The 23,234-nt window shown below is 72.8% G+C and carries 22 protein-coding genes and 1 pseudogene; 16 read left to right on the top strand and 7 right to left on the bottom strand.

The window, feature by feature from the left end; translation table 11 throughout:
- Positions 1-5 precede the first annotated feature (5 nt).
- Together V1L54_RS09265 and hisC are read right to left on the bottom strand one after the other, a co-directional pair.
- Positions 6-1,514, bottom strand: a complete 1,509-nt coding sequence (locus V1L54_RS09265; RefSeq protein ID WP_330117418.1) for a cytochrome ubiquinol oxidase subunit I — start codon at positions 1,512-1,514, stop codon at positions 6-8.
- 164 nt (positions 1,515-1,678) lie between these two features.
- Positions 1,679-2,758 carry a histidinol-phosphate transaminase gene (gene hisC, locus V1L54_RS09260; protein ID WP_330117417.1) on the bottom strand — a complete coding sequence of 360 codons (1,080 nt, stop codon included), beginning with the start codon at positions 2,756-2,758 and terminating at the stop codon, positions 1,679-1,681.
- Between the two features lie 385 nt (positions 2,759-3,143).
- On the opposite strand from hisC, the gene V1L54_RS09255 reads away from it, so the two are divergent.
- The 8 genes from V1L54_RS09255 to V1L54_RS09220 all read left to right on the top strand — a co-directional run bounded on the left by V1L54_RS09255 (position 3,144) and on the right by V1L54_RS09220 (position 10,752).
- Positions 3,144-4,256: a LacI family DNA-binding transcriptional regulator gene (locus V1L54_RS09255; protein ID WP_330117416.1), complete on the top strand. Its 1,113-nt coding sequence runs from the start codon at positions 3,144-3,146 to the stop codon at positions 4,254-4,256.
- 212 nt (positions 4,257-4,468) lie between these two features.
- Positions 4,469-5,488 carry a metallophosphoesterase gene (locus V1L54_RS09250; protein WP_443076553.1) on the top strand — a complete coding sequence of 340 codons (1,020 nt, stop codon included), beginning with the start codon at positions 4,469-4,471 and terminating at the stop codon, positions 5,486-5,488.
- A 213-nt stretch (positions 5,489-5,701) separates the two neighbouring features.
- Positions 5,702-6,628, top strand: a complete 927-nt coding sequence (locus V1L54_RS09245) for a hypothetical protein (RefSeq protein ID WP_330117415.1) — start codon at positions 5,702-5,704, stop codon at positions 6,626-6,628.
- Between the two features lie 87 nt (positions 6,629-6,715).
- Positions 6,716-7,495 carry a Mut7-C RNAse domain-containing protein gene (locus V1L54_RS09240; RefSeq protein ID WP_330117414.1) on the top strand — a complete coding sequence of 260 codons (780 nt, stop codon included), beginning with the start codon at positions 6,716-6,718 and terminating at the stop codon, positions 7,493-7,495.
- Positions 7,496-7,637: 142 nt separating this feature from the next.
- Positions 7,638-7,991: a PadR family transcriptional regulator gene (locus V1L54_RS09235; protein WP_100203027.1), complete on the top strand. Its 354-nt coding sequence runs from the start codon at positions 7,638-7,640 to the stop codon at positions 7,989-7,991.
- Between the two features lie 39 nt (positions 7,992-8,030).
- On the top strand, positions 8,031-8,780 hold the full coding sequence (locus tag V1L54_RS09230; protein ID WP_330117413.1) for a hypothetical protein: 750 nt from the start codon (positions 8,031-8,033) through the stop codon (positions 8,778-8,780).
- Between the two features lie 85 nt (positions 8,781-8,865).
- Complete coding sequence (locus V1L54_RS09225; RefSeq protein WP_330117412.1) at positions 8,866-9,732, top strand: M23 family metallopeptidase; 867 nt, start codon at positions 8,866-8,868, stop codon at positions 9,730-9,732.
- 126 nt (positions 9,733-9,858) lie between these two features.
- Positions 9,859-10,752 (top strand): SCO4651 family lipoprotein, encoded by an 894-nt coding sequence (locus V1L54_RS09220; RefSeq protein WP_330117411.1) that lies wholly within the window; start codon positions 9,859-9,861, stop codon positions 10,750-10,752.
- A gap of 37 nt (positions 10,753-10,789) precedes the next feature.
- Here V1L54_RS09220 and V1L54_RS09215 read toward each other — a convergent pair whose 3' ends face one another.
- Positions 10,790-12,199: a VWA domain-containing protein gene (locus V1L54_RS09215; RefSeq protein WP_443076566.1), complete on the bottom strand. Its 1,410-nt coding sequence runs from the start codon at positions 12,197-12,199 to the stop codon at positions 10,790-10,792.
- A gap of 323 nt (positions 12,200-12,522) precedes the next feature.
- On the opposite strand from V1L54_RS09215, the gene V1L54_RS09210 reads away from it, so the two are divergent.
- The gene (locus V1L54_RS09210; protein WP_330117409.1) at positions 12,523-12,966 is read left to right on the top strand and encodes a peptidoglycan-binding domain-containing protein; all 444 of its coding nucleotides are present in this window, start codon (positions 12,523-12,525) and stop codon (positions 12,964-12,966) included.
- Between the two features lie 169 nt (positions 12,967-13,135).
- On the opposite strand, the pseudogene V1L54_RS09205 reads toward V1L54_RS09210, so the two are convergent.
- Positions 13,136-13,703 (bottom strand): annotated as a pseudogene (locus V1L54_RS09205) (dihydrofolate reductase family protein).
- Positions 13,704-13,937: 234 nt separating this feature from the next.
- On the opposite strand from V1L54_RS09205, the gene V1L54_RS09200 reads away from it, so the two are divergent.
- Both V1L54_RS09200 and V1L54_RS09195 read left to right on the top strand, forming a co-directional pair.
- Entirely contained in the window at positions 13,938-15,215 is a 1,278-nt protein-coding gene (locus V1L54_RS09200; RefSeq protein ID WP_330117408.1) for a serine hydrolase domain-containing protein, read from the top strand.
- Positions 15,216-15,302: 87 nt separating this feature from the next.
- A complete protein-coding gene (locus V1L54_RS09195; protein WP_330117407.1) occupies positions 15,303-15,812 on the top strand; it encodes a tetratricopeptide repeat protein in 510 nt (169 codons plus the stop codon).
- A gap of 72 nt (positions 15,813-15,884) precedes the next feature.
- Here the strand turns inward: V1L54_RS09195 and V1L54_RS09190 are convergent, their stop codons facing one another.
- Positions 15,885-16,373, bottom strand: a complete 489-nt coding sequence (locus V1L54_RS09190) for a hypothetical protein (RefSeq protein ID WP_330117406.1) — start codon at positions 16,371-16,373, stop codon at positions 15,885-15,887.
- 8 nt (positions 16,374-16,381) lie between these two features.
- Positions 16,382-16,825: an ATP-binding protein gene (locus tag V1L54_RS09185; protein ID WP_330117405.1), complete on the bottom strand. Its 444-nt coding sequence runs from the start codon at positions 16,823-16,825 to the stop codon at positions 16,382-16,384.
- A gap of 254 nt (positions 16,826-17,079) precedes the next feature.
- Here V1L54_RS09185 and V1L54_RS09180 point away from each other — a divergent pair, with 254 nt between their 5' ends.
- The 3 genes from V1L54_RS09180 to V1L54_RS09170 are packed head-to-tail and all read left to right on the top strand — an operon-like array spanning position 17,080 to position 18,355.
- Positions 17,080-17,916, top strand: coding sequence for a helix-turn-helix domain-containing protein (locus V1L54_RS09180; RefSeq protein ID WP_330117404.1), 837 nt, complete (start codon positions 17,080-17,082; stop codon positions 17,914-17,916).
- On the top strand, positions 17,913-18,125 hold the full coding sequence (locus V1L54_RS09175; protein ID WP_330117403.1) for a DUF397 domain-containing protein: 213 nt from the start codon (positions 17,913-17,915) through the stop codon (positions 18,123-18,125). Before V1L54_RS09180 ends, V1L54_RS09175 begins: the two co-directional genes overlap by 4 nt.
- Positions 18,126-18,154: 29 nt before the next feature.
- Entirely contained in the window at positions 18,155-18,355 is a 201-nt protein-coding gene (locus V1L54_RS09170; RefSeq protein WP_330117402.1) for a DUF397 domain-containing protein, read from the top strand.
- Positions 18,356-18,422: 67 nt separating this feature from the next.
- Here the strand turns inward: V1L54_RS09170 and V1L54_RS09165 are convergent, their stop codons facing one another.
- Complete coding sequence (locus V1L54_RS09165) at positions 18,423-20,129, bottom strand: WD40 repeat domain-containing protein (RefSeq protein ID WP_330117401.1); 1,707 nt, start codon at positions 20,127-20,129, stop codon at positions 18,423-18,425.
- A 1,016-nt stretch (positions 20,130-21,145) separates the two neighbouring features.
- Here V1L54_RS09165 and V1L54_RS09160 point away from each other — a divergent pair.
- Both V1L54_RS09160 and V1L54_RS09155 read left to right on the top strand, forming a co-directional pair.
- Positions 21,146-21,829, top strand: coding sequence for a GTP cyclohydrolase II (locus tag V1L54_RS09160; protein ID WP_330117533.1), 684 nt, complete (start codon positions 21,146-21,148; stop codon positions 21,827-21,829).
- Positions 21,826-23,220 carry an FAD-binding oxidoreductase gene (locus V1L54_RS09155; RefSeq protein WP_330117400.1) on the top strand — a complete coding sequence of 465 codons (1,395 nt, stop codon included), beginning with the start codon at positions 21,826-21,828 and terminating at the stop codon, positions 23,218-23,220. Before V1L54_RS09160 ends, V1L54_RS09155 begins: the two co-directional genes overlap by 4 nt.
- Positions 23,221-23,234 lie beyond the last annotated feature (14 nt).

The following is a 23,234-nucleotide window of genomic DNA, read 5'->3' as shown; positions in this document are numbered from 1 at the left end:
AAACCTCAGTAGGAGAAGGCCATGGGGCGGTCGGCGTCGTCCTTGTCGCCGCCGATCCGGGTGGGCGGGTTGAGGTCGGCCTCGGTGAGCTCGGGGGGCCCGGCCTTGACGTACTTGGCCAGGAGCTTGACCTCGATGACCGCGAGGACGGCGTAGAGGGAGGTGAAGACGGTCATCGAGAGGATCACCTCGAACTGGGAGACGCCCGGGGAGACGGCCGCCGAGGTGCGCATCAGTCCGTAGACGACCCAGGGCTGGCGGCCCATCTCGGTGAAGATCCAGCCCCAGGCGTTCGCGAGGAGCGGGAAGCCGAGGGTGAGGAAGGCGAGCTGCCAGTAGCGGCGGGTGAGGGTGGGGCCGAGGGTCCGCTCGCGGGTGAGGGCCAGTTTCGGGACCTCGTCGGGGGTGGTGCGGTGGCGTTCGGCGAGCCAGAGGCGGTTGCGGGTGAGCCACAGGCCGGCCGCGCCGAGGGCGAGGGAGGCCATGCCGAAGCCGATCATCCAGCGGAAGCTCCAGTAGGCGACGGGGATGTTGGGCCGGTAGTCGCCGGGGCCGTACTGCTCCTGGAGGGCGGCGTTGGTGTCGTTGATGCCGGGGACGGGCGAGTCGAAGTCGCTGTGGGCGAGGAAGGAGAGCAGGCCGGGGATCTCGACGGCCACCTTGTTGTGGCCCTCGTCGACGTCGCCGTAGGCGAAGACGGAGAACGGGGCGGGACCCTCGGTCTCCCACAGGGCCTCGGCGGCGGCCATCTTCATCGGCTGCTGCTCGTACATGATCTTGCCGAGGTGGTCGCCGCTGGCGGCGGTGAGCGCGCCGGCCGTGACCAGGGTGACCAGGCCGAGGCGGAGTGAGGTCCGCATCACGGGGACGTGGCGGCGGCGGATCAGGTGGTAGGCGGCGATGCCGACCATGAAGGCGCCGCCGGTGAGGAAGGCGGCGGTCATGGTGTGGAGGAACTGCGCCACGGCGGTGTTCTGGGTGAGCACGGCGAGGAAGTCGGTCAGCTCGGCGCGGCCGGACTCGGCGTCGATGCGGTAGCCGACGGGGTGCTGCATCCAGGAGTTGGCCGCCAGGATGAAGTAGGCGGAGAGCACCGTGCCGATCGAGACCATCCAGATGGTGGCGAGGTGGACCTTCTGGGGGAGCCGGTCCCAGCCGAAGATCCACAGGCCGATGAAGGTGGACTCGAAGAAGAACGCGATCAGCGCCTCGAAGGCGAGGGGGGCGCCGAAGACGTCGCCGACGAAGCGGGAGTAGTCGGACCAGTTCATGCCGAACTGGAACTCCTGCACGATGCCGGTGACGACGCCCATCGCGATGTTGATCAGGAAGAGCTTGCCCCAGAACTTCGTGGCCCGCAGGTAGACGTCCTTGCCGGTGCGGACCCAGGCCGTCTGGAGACCGGCGGTGAGGGCGGCGAGGGAGATCGTCAAGGGGACGAAGAGGAAGTGGTAGACGGTGGTGATGCCGAACTGCCACCGCGCCAGGGTCTCGGGCGCCAGAGCCAGGTCCACGGCACTCTCCAAGGATGCAGACGGGGGTGTGATGTGGCACACAACTTTGTGAATGCGTTCACATTCACAAGAAGTATGACTCACCCATGTTCGTGCTCGCCAGCCGGGGGGCGGAGAGCACGAACGTCCCCGGTGGGTGGGCCGATGGTCCCGGGCGGCGGGGCTTACGGATTCTGGCGGAAGCTCTCCGCCGTCTGCAGGAAGAGGTCGTTGGCCGCGGCCTCGCCGATCGTGACCCGGGCCCCCTCACCGGAGAAGGGACGCACCACCACGCCCGCCTTCTCGCAGGCCGCCGCGAAGTCGGCGGTACGGTCGCCCAGCCGCAGCCAGACGAAGTTCGCCTGCGTGCCGGGCACCGTCCACCCCTGGGCGCGCAGCTCGCGCAGCACCCGCTCGCGCTCGGCGACGAGGGCGTCCACCCGCTTGAGCAGCTCGTTCTCGCTGCGCAGCGAGGCGACCGCCGCGTCCTGTGCGATCTGGCTCACCCCGAAGGGCACGGCCGTCTTGCGCAGCGCCGCGGCCACCGGCTCGTGGGCGACCGCGAAACCGACCCGGAGGCCGGCCAGGCCGTACGCCTTGGAGAAGGTGCGCAGCACGCACACGTTGGGACGGTCCCGGTAGAGCTCGATGCCGTCGGGGACCTCGGGATCGCGGACGAACTCGCGGTACGCCTCGTCCAGGACGACCAGGACGTCGCCGGGGACGCGGTCCAGGAAGCGCTCCAGCTCGGCGCGGCGGACGGCGTTGCCGGTGGGGTTGTTGGGGGTGCAGACGAAGACCAGCCGGGTGCGGTCGGTGACGGCGTCCGCCATCGCGTCCAGGTCGTGGTCCTCGCCCTCGGTCAGCGGCACCCGGACGGAGGCCGCGCCGGAGATCTGGGTGATGATCGGGTACGCCTCGAACGAGCGCCAGGCGTAGACCACCTCGTCACCGGGACCGGCGGTGGCCTGCAGCAGCTGCTGGGCGACGCCGACGGAGCCGGTGCCGGTCGCCAGGTGCGTCACGGGCACCTCGAAGCGGTCCGCCAGCTCCGCCAGGAGGGCGGTGCAGGCCATGTCCGGGTAGCGGTTGAAGGCCCCGGCCGCGGCGGTGGCGGTCTCCAGGACGCCGGGCAGCGGCGGGTAGGGGTTCTCGTTGGAGGACAGCTTGTAGGCCCGCGGGCCGCCGGGGGCCGGGGGACGGCCGGGCTTGTAGGTGGGGATCCCGTCCAGCGCCGCGCGCAGCTTGGGGGCCTTCTCCGTCATGGCAGGTCCTCCGTGAGTTGTTGGGCGGCCCTGGAGGGCCGGGTCGTGGAGCGGCCGTGCCGCCGCTCGTACCGCTATTGCTGCACACCATAGGAGGATTCCCGGGCTCCGCGTACCTCTCCTTCAGGAGCGCGTTCTGGTGGGCTTGCGCGGGTGGCGCGCGCCGTGGCGCGCGTCACTCGTGGAGGTGAGTTGAGACAGCTTTGAGACATCCGGGGTTCTGCCGGAACAAACGCCAGAACGGCTGCAGAAACGATGGGTTAATCCTTCAACTACCGCCTCTTCCAAGGTCGTTACCGCAGTTCCGGCTTGCAGAATCGTCTCTTCACCCCCTCTCCTGTGAAGTCCCGCAGACGGTGTGTCACGGCCCTACTATCGGCACGCCATGACAGCAGCAGGGAAGCACCAGGTGAGCCGGGCGCACAGCCGCCGACTGGGACGCGCGGGCATCCGTGACGTAGCCGCCGCGGCCGGGGTGTCGATCACGACCGTCTCGGACGCGCTCAACGGCAAGGGGCGGCTGCCCGACGCCACCCGGCGCCATGTCCGCGAGGTCGCCGACCGGCTCGGCTACCGGCCCTCCGCCGCGGCCCGCACCCTCCGCACCGGCAAGTCGGGGCTGATCGGGCTCACGGTCACCACCTACGGCGAGGAGCCCTTCACCTTCACCGAGTTCGCCTACTTCGCCGAGATGGCCCGCGCCGCCTCCTCCGCCGCCCTGGCCCGCGGCTACGCCCTGGTGATCCTGCCCGGCAGCACCCGGCAGAGCCCCTACGACGTCTGGTCGAACGTCGCCCTCGACGGCACCGTCGTCATCGACCCGTCCGACCGGGACCCGGTCGTCACCGAGCTGGTCCGCCAGGGCATCCCCGTCGTCTCCGACGGCCGCCCCTGCGGCGACCTGCCCGTCACCGCCTGGGTCGACAACGACCACGAGGCCGCCGTGACGGGCCTGCTGGACCATCTGGCCGCCGCCGGCGCCCGCCGCATCGGCCTGCTCACCGGCACCAGCACCGACACCTACACCCGGCTGTCCACCACCGCCTACCTGCGCTGGTGCGAACGCCGGGGCCAGGACCCGGTGTACGAGGCGTACCCGGCCCACGACCCCTGCGCGGGCGCCGTCGCCGCCGACCGGCTGCTCGCCCGGCCCGACCGGCCCGACGCCGTGTACGGCCTGTTCGACCCCAACGGCACCGACCTGCTCGCCGCCGCCCGCCGCTACGGGCTGCGCGTCCCCGACGACCTGCTGCTGGTGTGCTGCAGCGAGTCGGCCGTCTACGCCGGCACCGAGCCGCCCATCACCACCCTGTCGCTGAAACCCGGACGCATCGGCACCACCGTCGTACAGCTGCTGATCGACGCCATCGAGGGCACCGGCGGCGGCCGCCCCGTCCAGCAGATCATGCCCACCGACCTGATCGTCCGCACCTCCTCGCAGCGCCGCCGGCGGCGGGCGACGGTGAGCGCGCCCCGCTCCCCCGAACAGCACGGCTGACCGCCGAACCGGATGATTCCGGGAGAAAGCCCCGCACCGCCCGCACCGCGGCCGGACGCGGGCCGAATTGCCGCCCCCGGGTGCGTCACAAGGCGCGACCTGCGTTCCTATGATGGGCGCACGACACCAGGACCGGCTTTCGGCTGGGGCAACCCGCGGGAGGCGAAGAGAGGGTCCGGCAGGTGCAGGCGCGCGCGATGGTGGAGGGGTCGATGACTCAGGGGGCCGGTCAGGGAGCCGACGTCTGGCACGGCGCGGGCGCGGCGGGCGGCACCGTGGCGGGCGCGGCGGGTGCTCCGGCCGCCGGGCCGCACCCGGAGGGCTACACCCCGACCCAGCGCGATCTGCCCGTCATCGGCGCCGGGGCGCCCGCCCCCACCCCCACCCTGGTCGACACGCCCGCCCCCGCGGAGGGGCCGGGACCGCTGTACGTCGTCGGCGACGTCCACGGCTATCTGGACGAGCTGCGGACGGCCCTGCTCAACCAGGGCCTGATCGACACCGAGGACCACTGGATCGCGGGCAACGCCCGGCTGTGGTTCCTGGGCGACTTCACCGACCGCGGCCCGGACGGCGTCGGCGTCATCGACCTGGTGATGCAGCTCTCCGCCGAGGCCGCCGCCGCGGGCGGTTACTGCAAGGCGCTGATGGGCAACCACGAGCTGCTGCTGATCGGCGCCAAGCGGTTCGGCGACACGCCCGTCGGCTCCGGCGCGGGCACCGCCTCCTTCCAGGCCGCCTGGCTGCTCAACGGCGGCCAGCGCTCGGACATGGAGCGCCTCCAGGAGCACCACGTCCAGTGGATGTCCCGGCTGGACGCCATGGCCCTGGCCGACGACCATCTGCTGGTCCACTCCGACACCATGGCCTACCTGGAGTACGGCGACTCCATCGCGGACGTCAACGACACCATCACCGAGGCGCTCACCCACCACGACGCCGACGAGACCTGGGAGCTGTTCCGCAAGTTCACCAAGCGCTTCGCCTTCCGCGACGAGGCCGGGCCCATGGCCGCGCGCGAGCTGCTGGACGCCTACGGCGGACGGCGCGTCGTCCACGGCCACAGCCCGATCCCGTACCTGCTGGGCGAGGTCGGCTCCGAGGACGGCGGCGAGGGCACGCCCCAGGTGAACGGTCCGCACGTGTACGCCGACTCCCTCGCCGTGGCGATGGACGGCGGGGTGACCATGTCCGGAAAGCTGCTGGTGGCGCAGCTTCCGCTGCCGTTCTGAACGGCGGGCGGCGGCGGCCGCGTGCGGTCGTGCGGCGTCCACCGGGTGTGTGCGGTGTCGGCGACCGGAGTGAACGGCGCGCCCCGGTAGTGCGTATTTTCCGGAAACACCCTGTCACGTTCCGCCGGAACCGCCTTACCATGCGGGTCCCTGCCGTAGCGAGCTCTCCTCCGTTTCCGCCCTCACGGCCTTACGGAGCACCGGGGGACGCACATGAACACCGCTCCGCACCTGAGCCCCGAGGACCGCGCCGAGTTCGGCAGAGTCCTCGAGGAGGCTCTCCGCACCACCGCGCACCGGCGCACCGTGCCGGGTACCGGCGCGGAACCGCCGACCACCGAGCAGCTGCGCGCCATGGCGCTCGGTGCCGCCGCGGCGATCGCCGCCTGCGCCGCCGCGGAGTACGGCCACTTCGTCCAGCTCCGCGACGAGCTGCGCCGCCCCGGCCACGCCCCGGACTCCGCCGGTTCCGCCGCCGGGGCCGGTGCCGGGCTGGTGGCGATGCTCTCGGTGCTGGCGCCCGTGCTCGCCGGGACGGCCGCGGTGATCTTCCTCGTCGTCGGCCATGTGCTGCGGATGCTGGACCCCGAGCCCGCCATCGCCGCACCGCTGCGCGACACGGGCTGGGCCTTCGCCGCCCTGACCGCCGCCGCGCTGCTGGCCGCGTGCGTCGGGCTGCTGGTCACCGCGCTGCGCCACGGCTCCGGCGCGATCCGGGCGGACGGTGGCGGACGGGGCGGCGGACGGCGGGACGGCGGGCGGCGGGCCCTGGCCGAGGAGGTCGAGCTGGCCCGCGTGGCCTGGCGTACGGCACTGCTGGAACGCGGGATGCTGCCGTTCCTGCGCAACGCGCTGGAGGGGCACGAAGCGCTGGACGGCCCCGGGAGCGCACCGGGGACGGCCCGGGTGCCCGAGCGCGGGGGCCACGGGGAGCACGGGGAGCAGCGCGACGACCGGCGCGGGAAGCCGCACGGGGAGAGCCGCCACCCCCGGCTGGGCTACACCCATCCCGGCTTCTCCAGCCCGGCCTCGGACCGCAGCCGGGAGACGGGTACCCGGACCGGCTTCACCAGCCCGGACTTCACCGGTCCCGGCTTCGCGAGCCCCGACTTCGGCGGACCCGAGCACACCCCGGACTGAGCGCCGGCCCGGCCTCCGGGCGGGCCGTGCGGCGGGGGACGGGAAAAGCGGTGGGGCGGCGGGGAACGGGCTGGCACCCTGGGGAGGGTGACCGAGCGTCCTCAGCCCGAGCTGTTCCTGAAGGTCTCCCCCGCGCTGCGGATCTTCCTGCCCGCTCGCCGCCGCGGCGGCGAGCTCCTCCCCGTCCCCCATGACGGCACCTCCCCCCTCGTCCAGATCGTGCAGTCCGCGGGGGTGCCGCTGACCGAGGTGGGCGCGCTGGTGGTGGAGGACGGCGGCGGCGACGGTGCCGGGCGGCGGGTGGCGCCGTCGTACCGTCCCGGCGCGGGCGAGACGGTCCGGGTCGAGCCCGTGCCCCGGCCGCAGCCGGTGCCCGGCGGCCCGCCGCGCTTCCTGCTGGACGTCCATCTGGGCACCCTGGCCAGGCGGTTGCGGCTGGTGGCGGGCCTGGACACCGCCTACCACAACGACAGGGACGACGCCGCCCTGGTCGAGCAGGCCAACGCCGAGCGGCGGGTCCTGCTCTCCCAGGACCGCGGGCTGCTGATGCGCCGCCGGCTGTGGCTGGGCGCCTATGTGCACGGCTCGGACCCGGACGACCAGCTCGCCGACGTACTGGACCGCTTCGCACCGCCCCTGTCGCCGTGGACGCGGTGCACCGCGTGCAACGGGGTGCTCGCCGCGGTCGGCAAGGCCGAGGTCGCGCATCTGCTGCGGCCGGGCACCCGCCGCACGTACGACACCTTCGCCCGCTGCCGCGACTGCGGGCGCGTCTACTGGCGCGGGGCGCACGGGGACCGGCTGGAGTCGCTGGTGGCCGGAGCGGCCGAGGCGGCCGGGACACCCCGCTCCGCCGGGGAGGACTGAGGCCGGGAGCCCGGCCGTCCGGCCGCCGGGTGCGGGGCGGACCGCGCACCGGTACGGCACTCGTCGGCACTCGTCGGCCGCCTCGTCTTTCTGCCCGCCCACCTAGATTGCATTCCTATCTAGCTCATGGTGTCATCTAGGTATGGCAACAGACCGACGGGCCAGCTGGCTCAAGGGCGTCCTCGACCTGCTGGTGCTCTCCTGTCTGACCGACGGCGAGAGCTACGGCTACGAGATCGCCAGACGTCTGGACGAGGCGGGGCTCGGCACGATCCGGGGCGGCACCCTCTACCCGGTGCTCAACCGGCTGGAGGAGGCCGGGCTGGTGGCGGCCGAGTTCCGCGCCGCCGAGCGCGGCCCCGGCCGCCGCTACTACCGGCTCACCGCCGAGGGGCGCCGGAGCCTGGCCGAGCAGAGCGAGGCGTGGCTGGCGTTCCACCGCACGGTGAGCACCGCGCTGACCGGCGGACCGGCCGCCGCGGCGGCACAGGGCTGAGCGTCCCGCGCACGAGGGCCCGCAAACGAGGGAGAGACCATGGACGCGTACTTCACGGATCTGGCGGAGCGGCTCCGCGCCCGGGGCGTCACCGAGGAGCGGGTGACCGTCACCCTCACCGAGCTGCACGACCACCTGCTGGACGCCGACAGCACGCCGGAGGCGGAGTTCGGCCCGGTGGCCGAGTTCGCCGAACAGCTCGCCCGCGGCGCCGGCGCGTCCGCCCCCGAGGCCGCCGGGGAGCCCGGTTCCCGCGCCCAGGAGTGGCGCTGGACCGCCGACATCTACACCGACCGGGAACTGCTGAACCGCTACGGCGACCAGGGCTGGGAGGTCGAGCGCGTGGACCGGCTGGGCCGGTTCGTCTGCCGCCGCGACCCCGGGAACGCCATGCGCTGGGAGTACCGGCGCGAGAGCGCGCTCCGCGGGGAGCACGACGAGCTGGCCGCCCGGCTCGCCCCGGACGGCTGGGAACCGTGCGGCCGGTGGACGTACCTGGCGTACTTCAAGCGCCCGCGTGCCGCCACCGCCGGTCCGGCCGCCCGACTGGCCGCCGCGCCGGAGGTCCCGGAGCGCCGGGTGTTCCTCAGCCGGAAGTACCGCGCCCTGCTGGTGGCCGTCCTGGCCCTGGTGGTGGCCGAGGCCGTCTTCCTCGGCAGCTCGGACACCTCCCTCGGCGACCCCGCCACCCTCGCGGGCATGGTGGTCGGCGCGCTGGCGGGAGGCGTCGGGGCCGCGTACGGCCTCCGCCGCCATCTGCGGAAGGAGCGGTCGGCCGTGCGGCCGTGACGGCCGGCGCCGGGTTACCGCCCGGGCCGGGCCGGGCAGAACGCCTGGAGGGCCACGGCACGAAGAGGCCCGGGAGGAGCAGCCGTTGACCACGACCCACCGCCCCGTCCGCCCCGCCCGCACCGTCCGCGCCGCCGCCCTGGTCGGGCGGCTGCGCCCCGCGCTGTACGCGCTGGTGGTGGTGCTCGTCCTGGCCGACCTCGGCGCCGAGGCGGCCGACCTCGGCGACGGAAGGGGCCTGTCCGGCTGGGCGCTGCTCACGGCGGCCGGACTCGCGCTGGCCGCCGAGGCGCTGCGCGCGTACCTCACCCGGGCCGTCCACCGGGGGCCCGAACCCGCCGCGGTGGAGGTCGCACCGCCGGTCACCGGCCGCTGGAGCGCGCTCAACAGCCCGGCCGACAAGGTGCCCAGCCATGGCGTCCGGGCCTACGGCCAGGCGTACGCGATCGACATCGTGCGGGAGCCGGAGCCGCCGGAGGAGCCCCGCCCGGCGTTCGGCTGGTGGCCGCCCGTCCGCCGCAACCGCGACTTCCCCGCCTTCGGCGAGCCGGTGCTGGCGGTGGCCGACGCCACGGTCGTACGGGCCCGGGACGGCCGCCGCGACCATCTCAGCCGCAGCTCCTACCCGGCCCTGCTCCCCTTCTTCGTCGAGGCGTCCATCCGCGACCTGGCCGGATTCGGCGCCCTCGTCGGCAACCACCTGGTGCTCGACCTCGGCGGCGGCACGTACGCCCTCTACGCCCATCTGAGGCGCGGCTCGGTCACGGTGCGGGAGGGCGAACGGGTGCGGACGGGCCAGGTGGTGGCCCGGGTCGGCAACACCGGCAACTCCACCGAGCCGCACCTGCACTTCCAGCTGATGGACGCCGCCGGCCCGTACACCGCGCGCGGCGTGCCGTTCCGCTGGCGCGGGGTGGGCGTACCGCGGAACGAGGAGACGTTCACCGTGTGATCGCGGACAGCGAATCCTCCGAGCGTTCACGCCAATTGGCCGATTTACGCCCCTTACCGGCGGTTCCACCGGAAACGCGGATCACGGTACGGGAAGTGCCTTCACCCGACACCGGAGGAGAGTGCGATGGCGCGCGTGTCACGCAGGAACAGGACCGCCGTGGTGACGGCTGCCGGGCTGCTGGCCGGTACGGCCGTACTGACCGGCTGCGGCGACGACGGGAACGGCGGTGCCTCCGAACCGGGCGGCGAGGAGACCCGGGACGCCGCCGAGGTCGTCCGGGCCGCCCACGAGGAGACCCTGGAGGCCGAGACGGCGAAGCTGGACCTGCGAGTACGCGCCGCCGCCGGCGGCGGGCAGCAGCAGTCGGTCACCGGGAACGGCGTCATCGACCTGGTCGACGGCACGAGCGAGCTGACGATCGAGGCGGGCGGCCAGGAGATCGAGCAGCGGGTGGTGGAGCAGGACCTCTACCAGCGGCTCCCCGAGTCCCTGCGCGGGCAGCTCGGCGAGGGCAAGCCGTGGATCAAGATCGATCTGGGCGAGATCGCCCTGGCCGCCGGCGGCACCGGTGAACTGCAGATCACCGACCCGGCCCAGGCCATGGACTACGCCGGCGCCCTGACGGACGGCGACGCCGAACGCGTCGGCACCGAGGAGATCGGCGGCGTGGAGACCACGAAGTACCGGGTGGAGGTGGACGTCGACGAACTCGCCCGGGGCGACAACCCCCATGCCCAGCAGCTCCGCGAGCAGCTCGGCGACACCCTCCCGATGCACCTGTGGCTCGACGACGAGGACCGCATCCGCCGCCAGCAGTTCGACATCGACCTGGGCGCGGCGAACTCCACCCAGGACCCGCAGGGCTCGAAGAACCCGCAGAGCACCGAGCTCCGGACCACGCTCGAGTTCAGCGACTTCGGCACCGAGGTCGACGTCTCCCCGCCGCCCGCCGAGGACACCACGGACGTGACCGACAAGATCACCCAGCGCGGCGAGCGGTCCGCCACGAACGGCTGACGGCGCACCGACCGCCCGGCAGGCGGCCCGCCCCCGCTCAGGCGCGGAGGACGCCCGCCTGCCGGGCGGCCCGGATCCACTGCGGGAACTCCGACAGCAGCCGGTCGTACAGCTCCGGGTCCGAGACCTTGTCGATGTCGTCCACGGCGAAGAAGCCGACGTTGTCGACCCGGCGGCCCGACAGGGTGTCGAACCGTTCCAGCACCCCGTAGTTCGCCCTGCCCAGCCCCACGAACTGCCAGAAGACCGGCTCCTCGACCGCCTCCCGCAGCTCCTTCTCGATCTGGTCGTTGCGGTAGACCCCGCCGTCGGAGAAGAACAGCACCAGGGTCGGGTCCGGGGCCGGGTGCTCGCGGACGTACGCGCGGACCTCGGCGATGACCTTCTGCTCCTCGTTCTGGATGCCGATCGTCCGCATGTCGACCTGCTCGGGCGCCAGCCCGCGCCTGCGCTTCCTCGGCCGCCCGAAGAGGCTCAGCTCCCCCACCCGTACGTGCAGCCCGATCCACTCGGGCAGCTCGCCCAGCCGCAGGTCCGGCAGCCGGGCCGGGAACGAGGCGAACGTCCACGCCTGCATCTCGCCGTCGTCGTCGAGCTGCGCGGCCACCGCCGCCACGCGCTCGACGACCCCGGCGACGACGCCCTTGCTGTAGAGGAACGACATCGAGCCGGAGGCGTCCAGGACGAGGATCACCCGCGCCCGCGCCCCCTCCGCGCCGTGCTTGCGGAGGCTGACGGCGACCTGCTCCTTGCGGAGGGAGAGGCGCTTGCGCATGTCGACGGGGAGGTGTTCCTCACCCTTGGTCAACCGCGGGGCCGCGGCGGGGGGAGCAGCCGGGGCGGCCGGGGGCTCCGGGGGCTGCGCGGGCTGCGGCCGTACGGGCTGCGGCTGCGGCTGCGGCTGCGGCTGCGGTTGGGACTGGGACTGCGGCTCGTCCACGCTGATGCCGTAGTCGGTGGCCAGCCCGGCCAGCCCCGAGGCGTACCCCTGCCCGACCGCCCGGAACTTCCACTGCCCGCCGCGCAGGTACAGCTCGCCGCCGACGAACGCCGTCTCGGCCGTCGCGTCCATCTCGAACCGCACCAGCCCGGCGCCGGTCACGGCGTCCTCCAGCGTCAGCCGCAGCCCGGTGAGCTGCCCGAACGTCCCGCCGTCGGCCGAGGCGCACAGCAGCACCCGCTCGACGCCCGCCTCCAGCCGGGCCGTGTCCACCTCGACGGTGTCCATGACCGCGCCGCCCTCGTGCCGTTTGCCGAGATGGCGCACGGCGCCGGAGGCGTGGCGGGGCTGGTTGTAGAAGACGAGGTCGGTGTCGTCCCGCACCCGCCCGGCGGCGGTCAGCAGCAGCGCCGACGCGTCGGCGTCCGGCGCGCCGGGTGCGTCCGCCCAGCTCAGTACGGCCCGGACCGCGGGTACGGACAGCGGCACGTTGGCGCCCTTGCGCAGGGATGCGGTACTCACGCCGCCAGTCTGCCCCGGCTCCCGCCCGGACGGACCCGGCGGGGGCGGCCGGTCCACGTGGGGCGCCGGGCGCGGAACGCGCTCTTCCCTGCGGGAGGCGGGTCCCGGATCCCCCGGTTCCCGCGCCGTTCCGGGAGATCCCCGTCCCGCCCCGCCGACCCGCTGGGCGGCGTCTCAGCAGGTCGGCGCGTGGGACGTCCCACGTGTACGTCAACTTCCCCGGGATTGCGGCGGCCACCGGCCACTGTCCCGCAGCCTTGTCGGCAAGCCGGCCGGTGCGGTCGGCTCCACCCGTTCGAAGGAAGTGCATGCGAGCCACGAAGAGAACGTTCGTCAGCGCCGTCGCCGTCGCCGGGATCGCCGCGACGACCCTGACCACCGCGGGCACCAGCTTCGCCGCGTCCGCCCCGGACACCAGGCCGGCGGCGGTCACCGCCGAGGCCGCCGCCCCGCTCGCGGTGGTCAACCTCGGGCTGACCACCACGCAGGCCAAGAACCTCCAGGCGTACCTGCGGACCTTCTACGGCTACACCGGCGCGATCGACGGACAGCTGGGCACCGGCAGCTGGAAGGCGATGCAGCGCAGCCTCAGGAACTTCGGCTACACCGGCGCGATCGACGGGGTCGTCGGCGGCGGAACGGTGAAGGCACTCCAGCGCCTGCTGCGGGGCTACGGCTACGACGGCCCTCTCGACGGGATCATCGGGCCGAAGACCAAGGCCGCGTTCAAGACGTACGCGATCTCTCGCTGAGCCCGCCGAGTAACTGATCACGGGTAGTCGCGGGTACCGGAGGACCGGCCTCAGCGCCGCCCCCGGTACCCGCGCCCGCGGCCCGGCCACCGGGGAGGCGGACACGGGCGAGCGGTGAGTCCAGACCGCTGACCGGCCCGTTCTTCCCGGGGACCGGCGGGCGGGCCGGCTAGCGCGCCACGCGGTGGCGGAGATGGACGACTTTCGAGTTGAAGGTGCGGGTCTCGACGAGTTCGAGGTCCACCCGGCGCTCGCACTGGGGAAAGAACGGGGTGCCGCCGCCGACCAGCACCGGGTGGACCATGGCCCGGTACTCGTCGATCAGGTCCAGCGCGGCCGCTTCGGCGGCGAGAGTCGCGCCGCCGATCGCGATTTCGCCGCCCTCCCCCGGCTCGGCCCGCAACCGCTCGATTTCCTCCGCAAGGCCGCCGGAGGCCAGCCGGGCCTGGCCCCGCACCGCCGACAGCGTGGTGGAGAACACCACCTTCGGGAGCGGCTTCCAGAGCGCGGCCCACTCCAGCTCGGCGTCGTCGAGGGACTGATCCTGGTCGGCGGTCTCCCAGTACAGCATCGTCTCGTACAGCCGTCGCCCCAGCAGATGGACGCCGACCTCCCGGATCTCGTCGATCCAGAAGCGGAAGACATCCTTGTCGGGCTCCGTCCAGTCGAATCCGCCGTCCGGCCCGACGATGTAACCCGTCGAGTGAGACGTTCATCGAATAGGTCACGCTGCGCATCAGGAGCCCTCCTCGGCGACGGTTCCGACAGTACGACCGCCGGACGCCGCAGAACTCATCGCGCTCGCGGGATCCCCTGGACGAAGTCACCCCACGGGATCACTTCACCGGGGCGAGGCGGTGCGGTGGGCGGTGGGGCGGTGTGCCGGAGGGCCAGGAGTAGCGCAGCCTGTACCCCCGTTTCACCGCTCAGCCGGTTATCCCGCGCAGCCGCCGGTCCGTAGCGTTTCCACCATGACGACGACACCGCGGAAGACGCGGAAGAACACCAGGTGGAGCCGGGCGGCGAGCGTGCGGGCGGGACTCGCCCTGGCGGGCGTCGGCGCGATCGGCGCCACGACGCTCACCGGTCTGAGCACCGACGCCATGGCAACCGGGGAGCGTACGGCGAAGGCGGGTGCCGCCGCACACCACGGTGAGCGGGCACAGCTGCGGAAGGACGCACGGGCCGTCCTGGACACCGGAGTCACCGGCCTGACCGTCCGGGTCCAGGACGAGCGGCGCCGCTCCACCGCCGTCCGGGCCGGGGTCGCCGACCTGCGCGGCGGCCGGCCGGTGCCGTACGACGCGCACTACCGCATCGGCAGCGACACCAAGACGTTCACCGCCGTCCTCGTCCTCCAGCTCGTCGCCGAGGGGAGGCTGGGGCTCGACGACACCGTCGAGCAGTGGCTGCCCGGCCTGGTGAAGGGCAACGGCAACGACGGCGGCCGCGTCACCGTCCGCAACCTCCTCCAGCACACCAGCGGACTGGCCAACTACACCAACCTCCAGTTCCAGAGCGTGGAGACCATGAAGCGGGACTTCCTCGCGAACCGCTACACCTCGCTCGCCCCCGCCGAGCGCGTGAAGCTCGCCATGACCGTCGCGCCCGAGTGGCTGCCGGACGCCGCCGGCCCCGGGTCGGAGACCCGGTGGAGCTACTCCAACACCAACTACATCCTGGCCGGGATGATCGTCGAGAAGGTCACCGGCAACTCCTGGGAGCGGGAAGTCCACGACCGCATCGTCAAGCCGCTGCGGCTCAAGGACACCTTCGCCCCCGGTACCTCCGCCCGCGTTCCGCGGCCGACCGCCACCGCCTACACGAGGTTCCCGGGCGAGAAGAGGCTCACCGAGACCACCGAGCAGGCGAACGCCTGGTCCGACGGCGCCGTCATCAGCACCACCGCCGACATGAACACCTTCCTGCGCGCCCTGCTGGGCGGCCGGCTCCTCCCGGCCGAGCAGCTCGCCGAGATGAAGCGGACCGTGCCCGCCGAGGGCTTCACCAGCACGCCGGGTACGGCCTACGGGCTCGGCATCGCCTGGCGCCCGGCCGAGGGTTGCGACGGGGGCGTGTGGTCCCACGGCGGGAAGTCGTTCGGCACGGTCTCCGAGACGGCCGTGACCGACGACGGCCGCCGCTCCGGCGCCTCGGCCGCCTTCACCATCGACTTCGCCGACACCGAGAACCACGTCGCCCAGGACGACACCACCCAGCGGATGCTCGTCCGCGCCCTGTGCGACTGACACCCGAGGCCGGACTCCCCCCCCGGGCCGTGCCCCGGCCGCCGACGCGGCCGGGGCCGGTACCCGTCCGGCTGGGACGCTGGGACCATGACGACATCCGAGCACGACTGGGAGCGGCGGATCGAGGCGCTGTGGGCCTCCTTCGACGAGCACGAGCCGGACGGCTTCCTCCGAAGGGCCGAGGTGCTGGCCGCCGAGCGTCCGGTGGGTGACGCGGCCGCCCTGTTCGAGCTGGCGTCGGCCCATGACGCCACCGACCACGAGGAGGAGGCCGCCGCCCTCTACCGCCGGGCGCTGGCCGCCGGTCTGCCCGCCGGACGGCGGCGCCGCGCCGTGGTCCAGCTCGCCAGCACGCTGCGCAACCTCGGCCGGGCCGGGGAGAGCGTCGCCCTGCTGACGGCCGATCGGGAGGCGGCGTCCGACGAACTGGACGACGCGGTCGTCGCGTTCCTCGCCCTGGCACTCGCCGACACCGGGCGGGAACGGGAGGGGCTGGCCCTGACGCTTGCCGCGCTCGCCCCTCACCTGCCGGAGTACGGCCGCTCACTGACCCACTACGCGCGCTCCCTCACCGAGGATCCCGCGGCACCGCGGTGACCGCGCCGGCGTCCGCCGCCCGCCGCGCGGCCTCGGCCGGGCCCGGTACGGCGGGGCGCCCTCCTGCCGGGCTTATCCGCCCGGCGGTGTCCGGGAGCCGGGTTTCCGGCCATCGCACGGTCGGCGTCGAGGAGCTGCGCGGACAGGCGGTACCGCAGCCCGTCCCCGTCGGGAACGGCCACGGTGTGGCGCCCGCAGGGCGGCGCGGTGGGCGGCGGTGTCGTGCCGCCACTCCCGCAGGACGGCGGCGGCGTCCGGGCGGCCGGTGCCGCTGTCCTGGTGGGGGCGGAGGGTGCCGGGCGCGGCCCAGGGGGCGTGCGGGGGCGGGTCGATGCGGTCGGCCAGGTACGGCGCCTGCGCCCGCAGCCAGCGCAGCGCCCGCTCCGGGTCACGGGCACGGTGGCCGCCGAGGAACCACTCGCGACAGGTGTGCTCCTCCACGACCGAGACCTCGCACCACACCCCGTGGGGTGGGCGGTTGGCGGCGGCCAGGGTGAAGCCGGTCAGGGCGGCGCTGACGGTCATGATCAGCGCGCCGAGGCAGACGGCGGTGAAGTCCATACGGCGCCTCACGTCCCGTCGCCACGCGGGGCGGCATGCAGTTCGAACCAGACCCGCTTCCCGGCCGGTTCCACCCCGCCGGTCCAGGTCACGCCCCAGGTGTGGCCGAGCGCTTCCACCAGGCGCAGCCCCCGTCCGCTCCCCTCGTCGTGCGCGCACCTCTCGCGCGGGCGCGGGATGCCGCGCTGGTCGCCGTCCCAGACGCGGACCCGCACACCCGCGTCCGTGATCTCGGCCTCCAGCGTCAGCCGGGGCGCGGCCGTGTGGACGGCCGTGTTCGTCACCACCTCGCTGACCAGCACCCGGGCGTCCTCCCGCAGCGCGTCGCCGTGCCCGGCGGCCCGCAGCCATGCCGTGACCGCCTCGCGGGCGACTCTCGGGGTGGTCACCATGGCGGGCGCGGTCAGCCGGTAGACGGCGGTCGCGGGTCTGTCCACTGCGGTCACGGTCATCTGCGTCTCCCAACGCGCTCCGGTTGCCGGGCACGCGCGCCCACCACCGTGGCTCGGCCGCCCGCTCCCAGCCCGCACCGATACGCGGGCAGGGGAGGGCAACTGCACTGCGGGTTCACTGGTGTTCACGTCACACCCGCCAGATCACTGGTGATCTGGTATCTATGTAGCTACCAGAACATGAGGAACAAGGTAGATACTCGTGGACCAACTTCACCCGTAAGGGGCAGACTTACGCCATGCCACCGAGGACTGTGACGACCGCTCGTCAGCGGCGACTTGGCGCGGAGCTGCGCAAGATGCGAGAGGCTGCCGGGTACAACGCCCGTGAGGCCGCCGCGGTCCTCGGCATAGACCACACGAAGATCAGCCACATGGAGACCGCGCGCTTCGGTGTCAGCGCGGAACGGGTGCGCACTCTCGCCGGCGCCTACAAGTGTGACGACCAGGCGTACGTCGAAGCACTCGCAGCCATGGCCACGGATCGAACGAAGGGCTGGTGGGAGGAGTACCGGGGCATCCTGCCTGCCGGTTTCCTCGACGTGACGGAGTTGGAGCATCACTCCACCTACCTGCGCACCTACCAGATCGCGCATATTCCGGGAATCGCCCAGACAGAAGACTACGCACGCGCCGTATTCGAGCTGACCTTTCCGCGTCCGCCCAAGCGAGATGCGGAAATCATGATCGAGCACCGGTCACGGCGTGCGAAAATTCTGGAGCGCGAGGAGGATTTCGAGTACATGGCCCTGATCCATGAAGCAGCCCTACGCGTGCGGTTCGGCGGCCCCGATGTAACTCGTACACAACTCCACCATTTGCTGGGCATGTTCGACCACCCGAGGTTCACAGCACGGATCATCCCTTTCGAAGCCGACGGCATCGCCGGTGCTGGCCAGGCTGTCCTGTATGCCGGAGGGCCTGTGCCGCAACTCGACACCGTCCAACTCGATTCAGCACACGGCGCGGTCTTCCTGGACGCCGAAGCCCAGCTCAACGCCTACCGGCAGCTTCTTTTCGCAATGGAGAAACGCGCACTTGGTGTCAAGAAGTCGCGAGATCTCATCAGAGACATCGCCAACCAGCTATGAAAGGACAGGAATTGTCGACAGCCGAGTGGCACACATCTTCTTTCTGCGGCGGAGGTGGAAACAACTGCATAGAGGTCCGCTCCGGTGCCGGAGCAGTGCAGCTACGGGAGAGCGAGCGGCCCGAGCAGATCGTCACCGCCGCCCCGGACGCGCTCCGGGCACTGATCCTGGGCGCCAAGGCGGGCGAGTTCGACCACCTCACGCGCTGACCACACCACCCACGAACCGGGAGGGCCACATGTCCGAGCCCATCGAGTGGCACAGGGCGTCCTGCGGCGGGAACGGCGGCAACAACTGCATCGAGATCGCCCGGGACGGCGACCGCATCCTCATGCGGGAGAGCAACAACCCCGACAAGGTCGTCGTCACCACTCCCGCCAAGCTCGAAGCGTTCCTCCTCGGCGTCAAGGCGGGCGAGTTCGACCACTTCGCCGGGTGAGCGGAGCGGGAAGAGCACGCCGGTGCGGGGCGCCGGGACACCGCCGGTCCCGGCGCCCCGCGCCGTGTCACTGCGGGACGACCGGGCCGTCCGGGCGGATCTCGTACACCGAGCCGTCGTAGGACGAGGCCAGGAACAGGCCGCGCCCGGGGTCGTGGGTCAGCGAGGAGATCCCGGAGGGCGTCGGCCGTACGTCGGTTGACCACCGCCCGGTCTCCCGGTCGTACACCGTGACCCGCCCGTTGTACGCGCCGACGGCGATGTGGCGCCCGGTGTCGTCGGCGCTGACGCACTTGAGCGAGTGGCGGTGCGGGGTGGCGATCTCCTCGGCGGAGAAGTCCGGGGACCACACGCGCAGCCGCAGATCGCGGGAGACGCTGGCGAACCAGCCGCCGCCCAGCCCGGCGCAGCTGTTGGCGATCTTGGTGTGGGCGTCGGGCAGGACATGGCGGGTCTCCAGGGTGCGGATGTCCTGCCAGGCCGCGCCGCCGTCCGCGGAGACCGAGAAGAGCAGGTCGCCGGAGACCGCCACGCTCTTGACGGCGTTGTCGTGCAGCCGCAGGTCCGTCAGGTGCTCCAGGGCGCCGCCCGCCCCCTCGCGCAGCACGATGCCCTCGCCGGTGTACGCGCCGATCACCACGTGCCGCCGGCCCTCCCGCTCGAAGGCGGCGCCGCAGTTGAGGGGCGAGCGGTGCTGGTGGACGGGCTTGCCCGTCAGCGCGTCGAAGACGGTGCCGAGCTGGCCGCCGGTGACGACGGTGTCGCCGACGGGGGTGAGGAAGTTGCACAGGCTGCCGGGCTCGGCGTGCACCGTGCCGTCGCGCCACAGGATGCCCGCGTCGCCGATGGTGAGGACGGAACCGCCGTGCACGGCCACGGCGTTGAGGCCGTAGGTGGGCGCTATGGGCTCCTCGGACCAGGCGCGGCGCTCGAAGTCGTAGCGGTGGTAGCTGTCCCCGAAGCTGCCGAAGACGATGCCCGACTCCCCGGCGAACGCGCAGGTGCGCGGCCAGACCACGGGGGGCAGGCCGACGCTGTCGCGCAGTTGCGGGGTGTCCCCCGACACGTCCCACAGCCGCATCGTCCGGTCGTAGCTCAGGGTGATCAGGAGCTGCCGGGCGGCGCCCAGCACCACGCGTTTGATGCCGGCGTCGTGGGCGGGCACCCGGCGGCGGTCCGCGCCGCGGACGATGATCAGCTCGCCCTCGTCGTTGCCCGCGTAGACGGTGCCGTCGGCGCCGATGGCGACGGTGTCGGTCTCCACGCCGCCCATGTCGAGGTCCTCGACCATGCCCCCGGTCTCCAGGGACCAGCGCTTGATGGTGCCGTCGTCACTGGAGCTGATCAGTTCCCGGCCGTCGTGGCTCCACTCCACCGAGATCACGTCGGCGCGGTGGCCCTCGAAGCGGTGGAGCAGCCGTCCGGAGAAGTCGAAGACCCGCACCCGGTGGTCGCGCGAGGCGGTGGCGATCTTCTCCTCGGCGGGGTGGAAGACCGACATCTCCACGTCGTCCTCGTGGTCGCCCAGGACGGCCAGCAGCCGCAGCCGGGGCACCGACCACAGCCGGGCGGTGTAGTCGCTGGAGGAGGTCACCAGGTAGCGGCCGTCGGGGCTGAAGGCGCACTGGTTGGCCAGGTGGTCGTGGAGCACCCGGGTCAGCGGGGTGCGGGTGCGCTGGTCCCACAGGACGACCCGGTTGTCGTATCCGGCGGTGGCCACGTACGAGTCGCCGTGCGCGGCGACTCCGCTGATGGGGCTGGAGTGACGGATCACGTGCCTTCCTCTCGTGTCGTGTGGTGCCGGTGATCCGGCGGGTCCCGTCCGGTGCGGTCCGGCGCCGGGCGGCGCGCGGACGGTACGGGTGGCACCGGGCGGGATCCGAGATGAGCGGGCAGGCGGGTCGGGCGGCCGGCGGACCGGTCGGCGGAAGAGCCGGGGACACGGCGATCCCCGGTGCGCGGCACGCCGGCGGGTCCGGCTCCCGGGCGGCGGGCCGGCCGGGAACCGGGAGCACCCAAGGGGAGAATGAATCACGGAGGATTTGGTTCCGCCATCTGTTTTCAGCCGTAGAGGGCTGGTTTTCGACGCTTATTTTTCGGCCCGGCTGTTTACGGGAGCGTTCCCGTGTGGACATGCCGCCATCCCCGGCAATCGCCCCGAAGTCCTCTTCGCGGACCATCGGAGCAAAACACGGAAACCCTTTGGATGTTCTGCGCATAAGGTACGGAAGGCTCATACGTGAAGTCGGTTGACGGGCCCGGAAGGGCATGCCATCTTCTTGGAAGCGCTCCCGCCCAGCGGTGGGAACGGCGACCATCACATGGCTGACGGCTATTCCGGGACGGCTGACCAACCGTCTCCGGACGCAAACGGGGGAAAGCACTGCCATGAATTCACTCGGGTTCTGTGAACCATGCCGCCTGCGCGGCGTCCCGGCTTTCGCCATGCTCCGGATAAGACCGTCTTCCGGGCGGTTCCGTGCCGCCTCGGCCGGACGGCCGCGGCACGGATCCTGAGCGCGGGGACCCACCCGTCCACCGGCCCGCGGGCCGGCTCCGGACCGGACGCCCGTTTCCGCTCCCGGTCCGGTGGCCCCGCCGCGGGCCGGGGCGGCATCCGGCCCCGCCACCCCCACCCCTCCCAACCGCATCCGCGCTCCGCCGTCATGCCCGGCGAGCGGGACGGCCCGGACGTGCCTGTGCCCGGAGCCGCTTCCGTCTGCCCGCGCCTCCGTGCGCCCACCGGGCGCGGATCCCCACACAGCAGAGGAGACACAGTTGACCCAGGAGATGCTGATCCCGGACACCGGCCGGGAGCGGCCGCGGCTGAGCGTCCGGACCTCGGTGAGCGTGCCCGTCAGACTCCGGGACGGACGCGAGGCCACCCCCTCCGTCGTCTCCTTCCACGGGCTGCCGGCCGGCTGGCCCGTGGACAAGGAGCCGCTGGCCCTGGTGTTCGGCAGCCCCGGCCCCGTGCCGCTGGTCCGCGTGCACTCCGAGTGCCTCACCGGCGACGTCTTCGGCTCGCTGCGCTGCGACTGCGGCCCGCAGCTCGCGGAGGCGATGGCCAGGTTCGCCGACGAGGGCGGGATCCTCCTCTACCTCCGTCAGGAGGGCCGGGGCATCGGCCTGTACAACAAGCTGGACGCCTACGCCCTCCAGGACACCGGCGCCGACACCTTCGAGGCCAACCGGATGCTCGACCTGCCCGACGACGCGCGGGACTACTGGGTCGCGGCGGCGGCCCTGCAGGCGCTGGGCCACACCGAGGTCGCCCTGGTGTCGAACAACCCCGACAAGCAGCGGCAGCTGACCGAGCACGGCATCACGGTGGTGGAGGCCGTGCCGACCGGTTGTCACCTCAACCCCTTCAACGACCGGTACCTTCGGGCGAAGGTCGACCAGGCCGGGCACCGGATCGCCGTCGAGGCAGCCGGAGCCGTCGAAGCAGTCGGGGAGGGAACGCTGTCGTGACCACCGCACTGCGGAAACGTCTGGAGTCCCTGGCTCCCGAACGGGTCGTCACCCCCGGCCATCCCCGCTACGACACGCTCCGGTCCCTGTTCAACGGCGCGCACGACCGCCGGCCGGCGGTGATCTTCATGCCGCTGGACGGCCGTGAGATCGCCGCCGCCGTCGACGCCGGCCGCGACGCGGGCTTACGCGTCACGGTCCGGGGCGGCGGGCACAACGTCGCGGGGTCGGCCTCGAACGACGACGGGCTGGTGATCGACCTGCGGCTGATGCGCCGGGTGACGGTCGACCCGGGCCTGCGCCTGGCCCGCGTCCAGGGCGGCGCCACCTGGAACGACGTCGACAACGCCACCGCCCGGTACGGTCTGGCCACCACCGGCGGCACCGTGGGCTCCACCGGGGTGGCCGGGCTCACCCTGGGCGGCGGGCTGGGCTACCTGTCCCGCTCCCTCGGTCTGACCTGCGACCTGGTGCGCTCCTACCGCCTGGTCACCGGCGACGGGCAGCGGCGCGAGGTCGACGCCGAACGCGATCCGGAGCTGAACCGGCTGCTGCGCGGCGCGGGCCACGGACTCGGCGCCGTCGAGGAGTTCACCTTCCGCCTCGCGCCCGTGACCCGGGTGCACGGTGGCCGGTTCGTCTACCCGCTGCGGTACGCCTCCCGGGTCACGGCCGCCTTCACCGAGCTGATGGCCGACGCCCCGCCGGAACTCACCTGCCTGCTCCTGCTCGAGCCCTGGGGCGACCCGCCCGTCCGGTCCGTCGTCGCCAACGTCTGCTACACGGGTGACGATCCGGCCGTCGTGGACCGCGTCCGGCGCGTCATGTCCTGCGCTCCCCCGACCGCGCGGGAGTTCGCGCCCCGCTCCTACCTGTCCATGCAGGCGTCGCTGGGCGAGACCGACTTCGGTCTGCGGCACTACTGGAGCACCTGCTCCGTCACCGCCTTCCCCGAGGAGCTGGCCGGGGAGCTCGCGGAGCGCTACGCGGCAGGCGGCTGCGGAGGTGCCGGGGAGGCCGGGGACGACGAGAACATCGTCATCGTCACCCCGCTCGGCGGGGCGGTGGCCACCCCGGAGGAGCCGGGCGCCATCGCCTTCCGCGACGCCGCGTACACCGTGCTGGCCATGGGCATCTGGCGCGATCCCGCCCGGGACGAGGCCGGCCGGGAGTGGGCGCGCGGTATCGTCCGGGCCGCCCGTCCCTGGTCGCTCGACGGGGACCAGCACGTCGACTACGTCAACTACGCCAGCGATCCGGCCGAACGCGGCCGTCCCGGCCGGGCGCCGGGGGAGACGCACCGGGCCCTCCAGGCCGTCAGACGGCGGCTGGACCCCGACGGGGTCTTCGGACCGGTGCTGCCCGACACCCCGGTCCCGGTACCGGCCTGATCCCCGGCCGATCC

Source organism: Streptomyces rubellus (assembly GCF_036323805.1).
Taxonomy (GTDB): Bacteria; Actinomycetota; Actinomycetes; order Streptomycetales; family Streptomycetaceae; genus Streptomyces.
The sequence above is the reverse complement of the archived record's forward strand: the minus strand, read 5'-3'. Positions and strand labels throughout refer to the sequence as shown.

Bases quoted from the DNA above. Each gene is read 5' to 3' on its own strand.
- hisC (WP_330117417.1), bottom strand. From the start codon at position 2,758: ATGACGGAGAAGGCCCCCAAGCTGCGCGCGGCGCTGGACGGGATCCCC.
- V1L54_RS09255 (WP_330117416.1), top strand. From the start codon at position 3,144: ATGACAGCAGCAGGGAAGCACCAGGTGAGCCGGGCGCACAGCCGCCGA.
- V1L54_RS09250 (WP_443076553.1), top strand. From the start codon at position 4,469: ATGACTCAGGGGGCCGGTCAGGGAGCCGACGTCTGGCACGGCGCGGGC.
- V1L54_RS09245 (WP_330117415.1), top strand. From the start codon at position 5,702: ATGAACACCGCTCCGCACCTGAGCCCCGAGGACCGCGCCGAGTTCGGC.
- V1L54_RS09235 (WP_100203027.1), top strand. From the start codon at position 7,638: ATGGCAACAGACCGACGGGCCAGCTGGCTCAAGGGCGTCCTCGACCTG.
- V1L54_RS09230 (WP_330117413.1), top strand. From the start codon at position 8,031: ATGGACGCGTACTTCACGGATCTGGCGGAGCGGCTCCGCGCCCGGGGC.
- V1L54_RS09220 (WP_330117411.1), top strand. From the start codon at position 9,859: ATGGCGCGCGTGTCACGCAGGAACAGGACCGCCGTGGTGACGGCTGCC.
- V1L54_RS09210 (WP_330117409.1), top strand. From the start codon at position 12,523: ATGCGAGCCACGAAGAGAACGTTCGTCAGCGCCGTCGCCGTCGCCGGG.
- V1L54_RS09200 (WP_330117408.1), top strand. From the start codon at position 13,938: ATGACGACGACACCGCGGAAGACGCGGAAGAACACCAGGTGGAGCCGG.
- V1L54_RS09195 (WP_330117407.1), top strand. From the start codon at position 15,303: ATGACGACATCCGAGCACGACTGGGAGCGGCGGATCGAGGCGCTGTGG.
- V1L54_RS09190 (WP_330117406.1), bottom strand. From the start codon at position 16,373: ATGGACTTCACCGCCGTCTGCCTCGGCGCGCTGATCATGACCGTCAGC.
- V1L54_RS09185 (WP_330117405.1), bottom strand. From the start codon at position 16,825: ATGACCGTGACCGCAGTGGACAGACCCGCGACCGCCGTCTACCGGCTG.
- V1L54_RS09175 (WP_330117403.1), top strand. From the start codon at position 17,913: ATGAAAGGACAGGAATTGTCGACAGCCGAGTGGCACACATCTTCTTTC.
- V1L54_RS09170 (WP_330117402.1), top strand. From the start codon at position 18,155: ATGTCCGAGCCCATCGAGTGGCACAGGGCGTCCTGCGGCGGGAACGGC.
- V1L54_RS09160 (WP_330117533.1), top strand. From the start codon at position 21,146: ATGCTGATCCCGGACACCGGCCGGGAGCGGCCGCGGCTGAGCGTCCGG.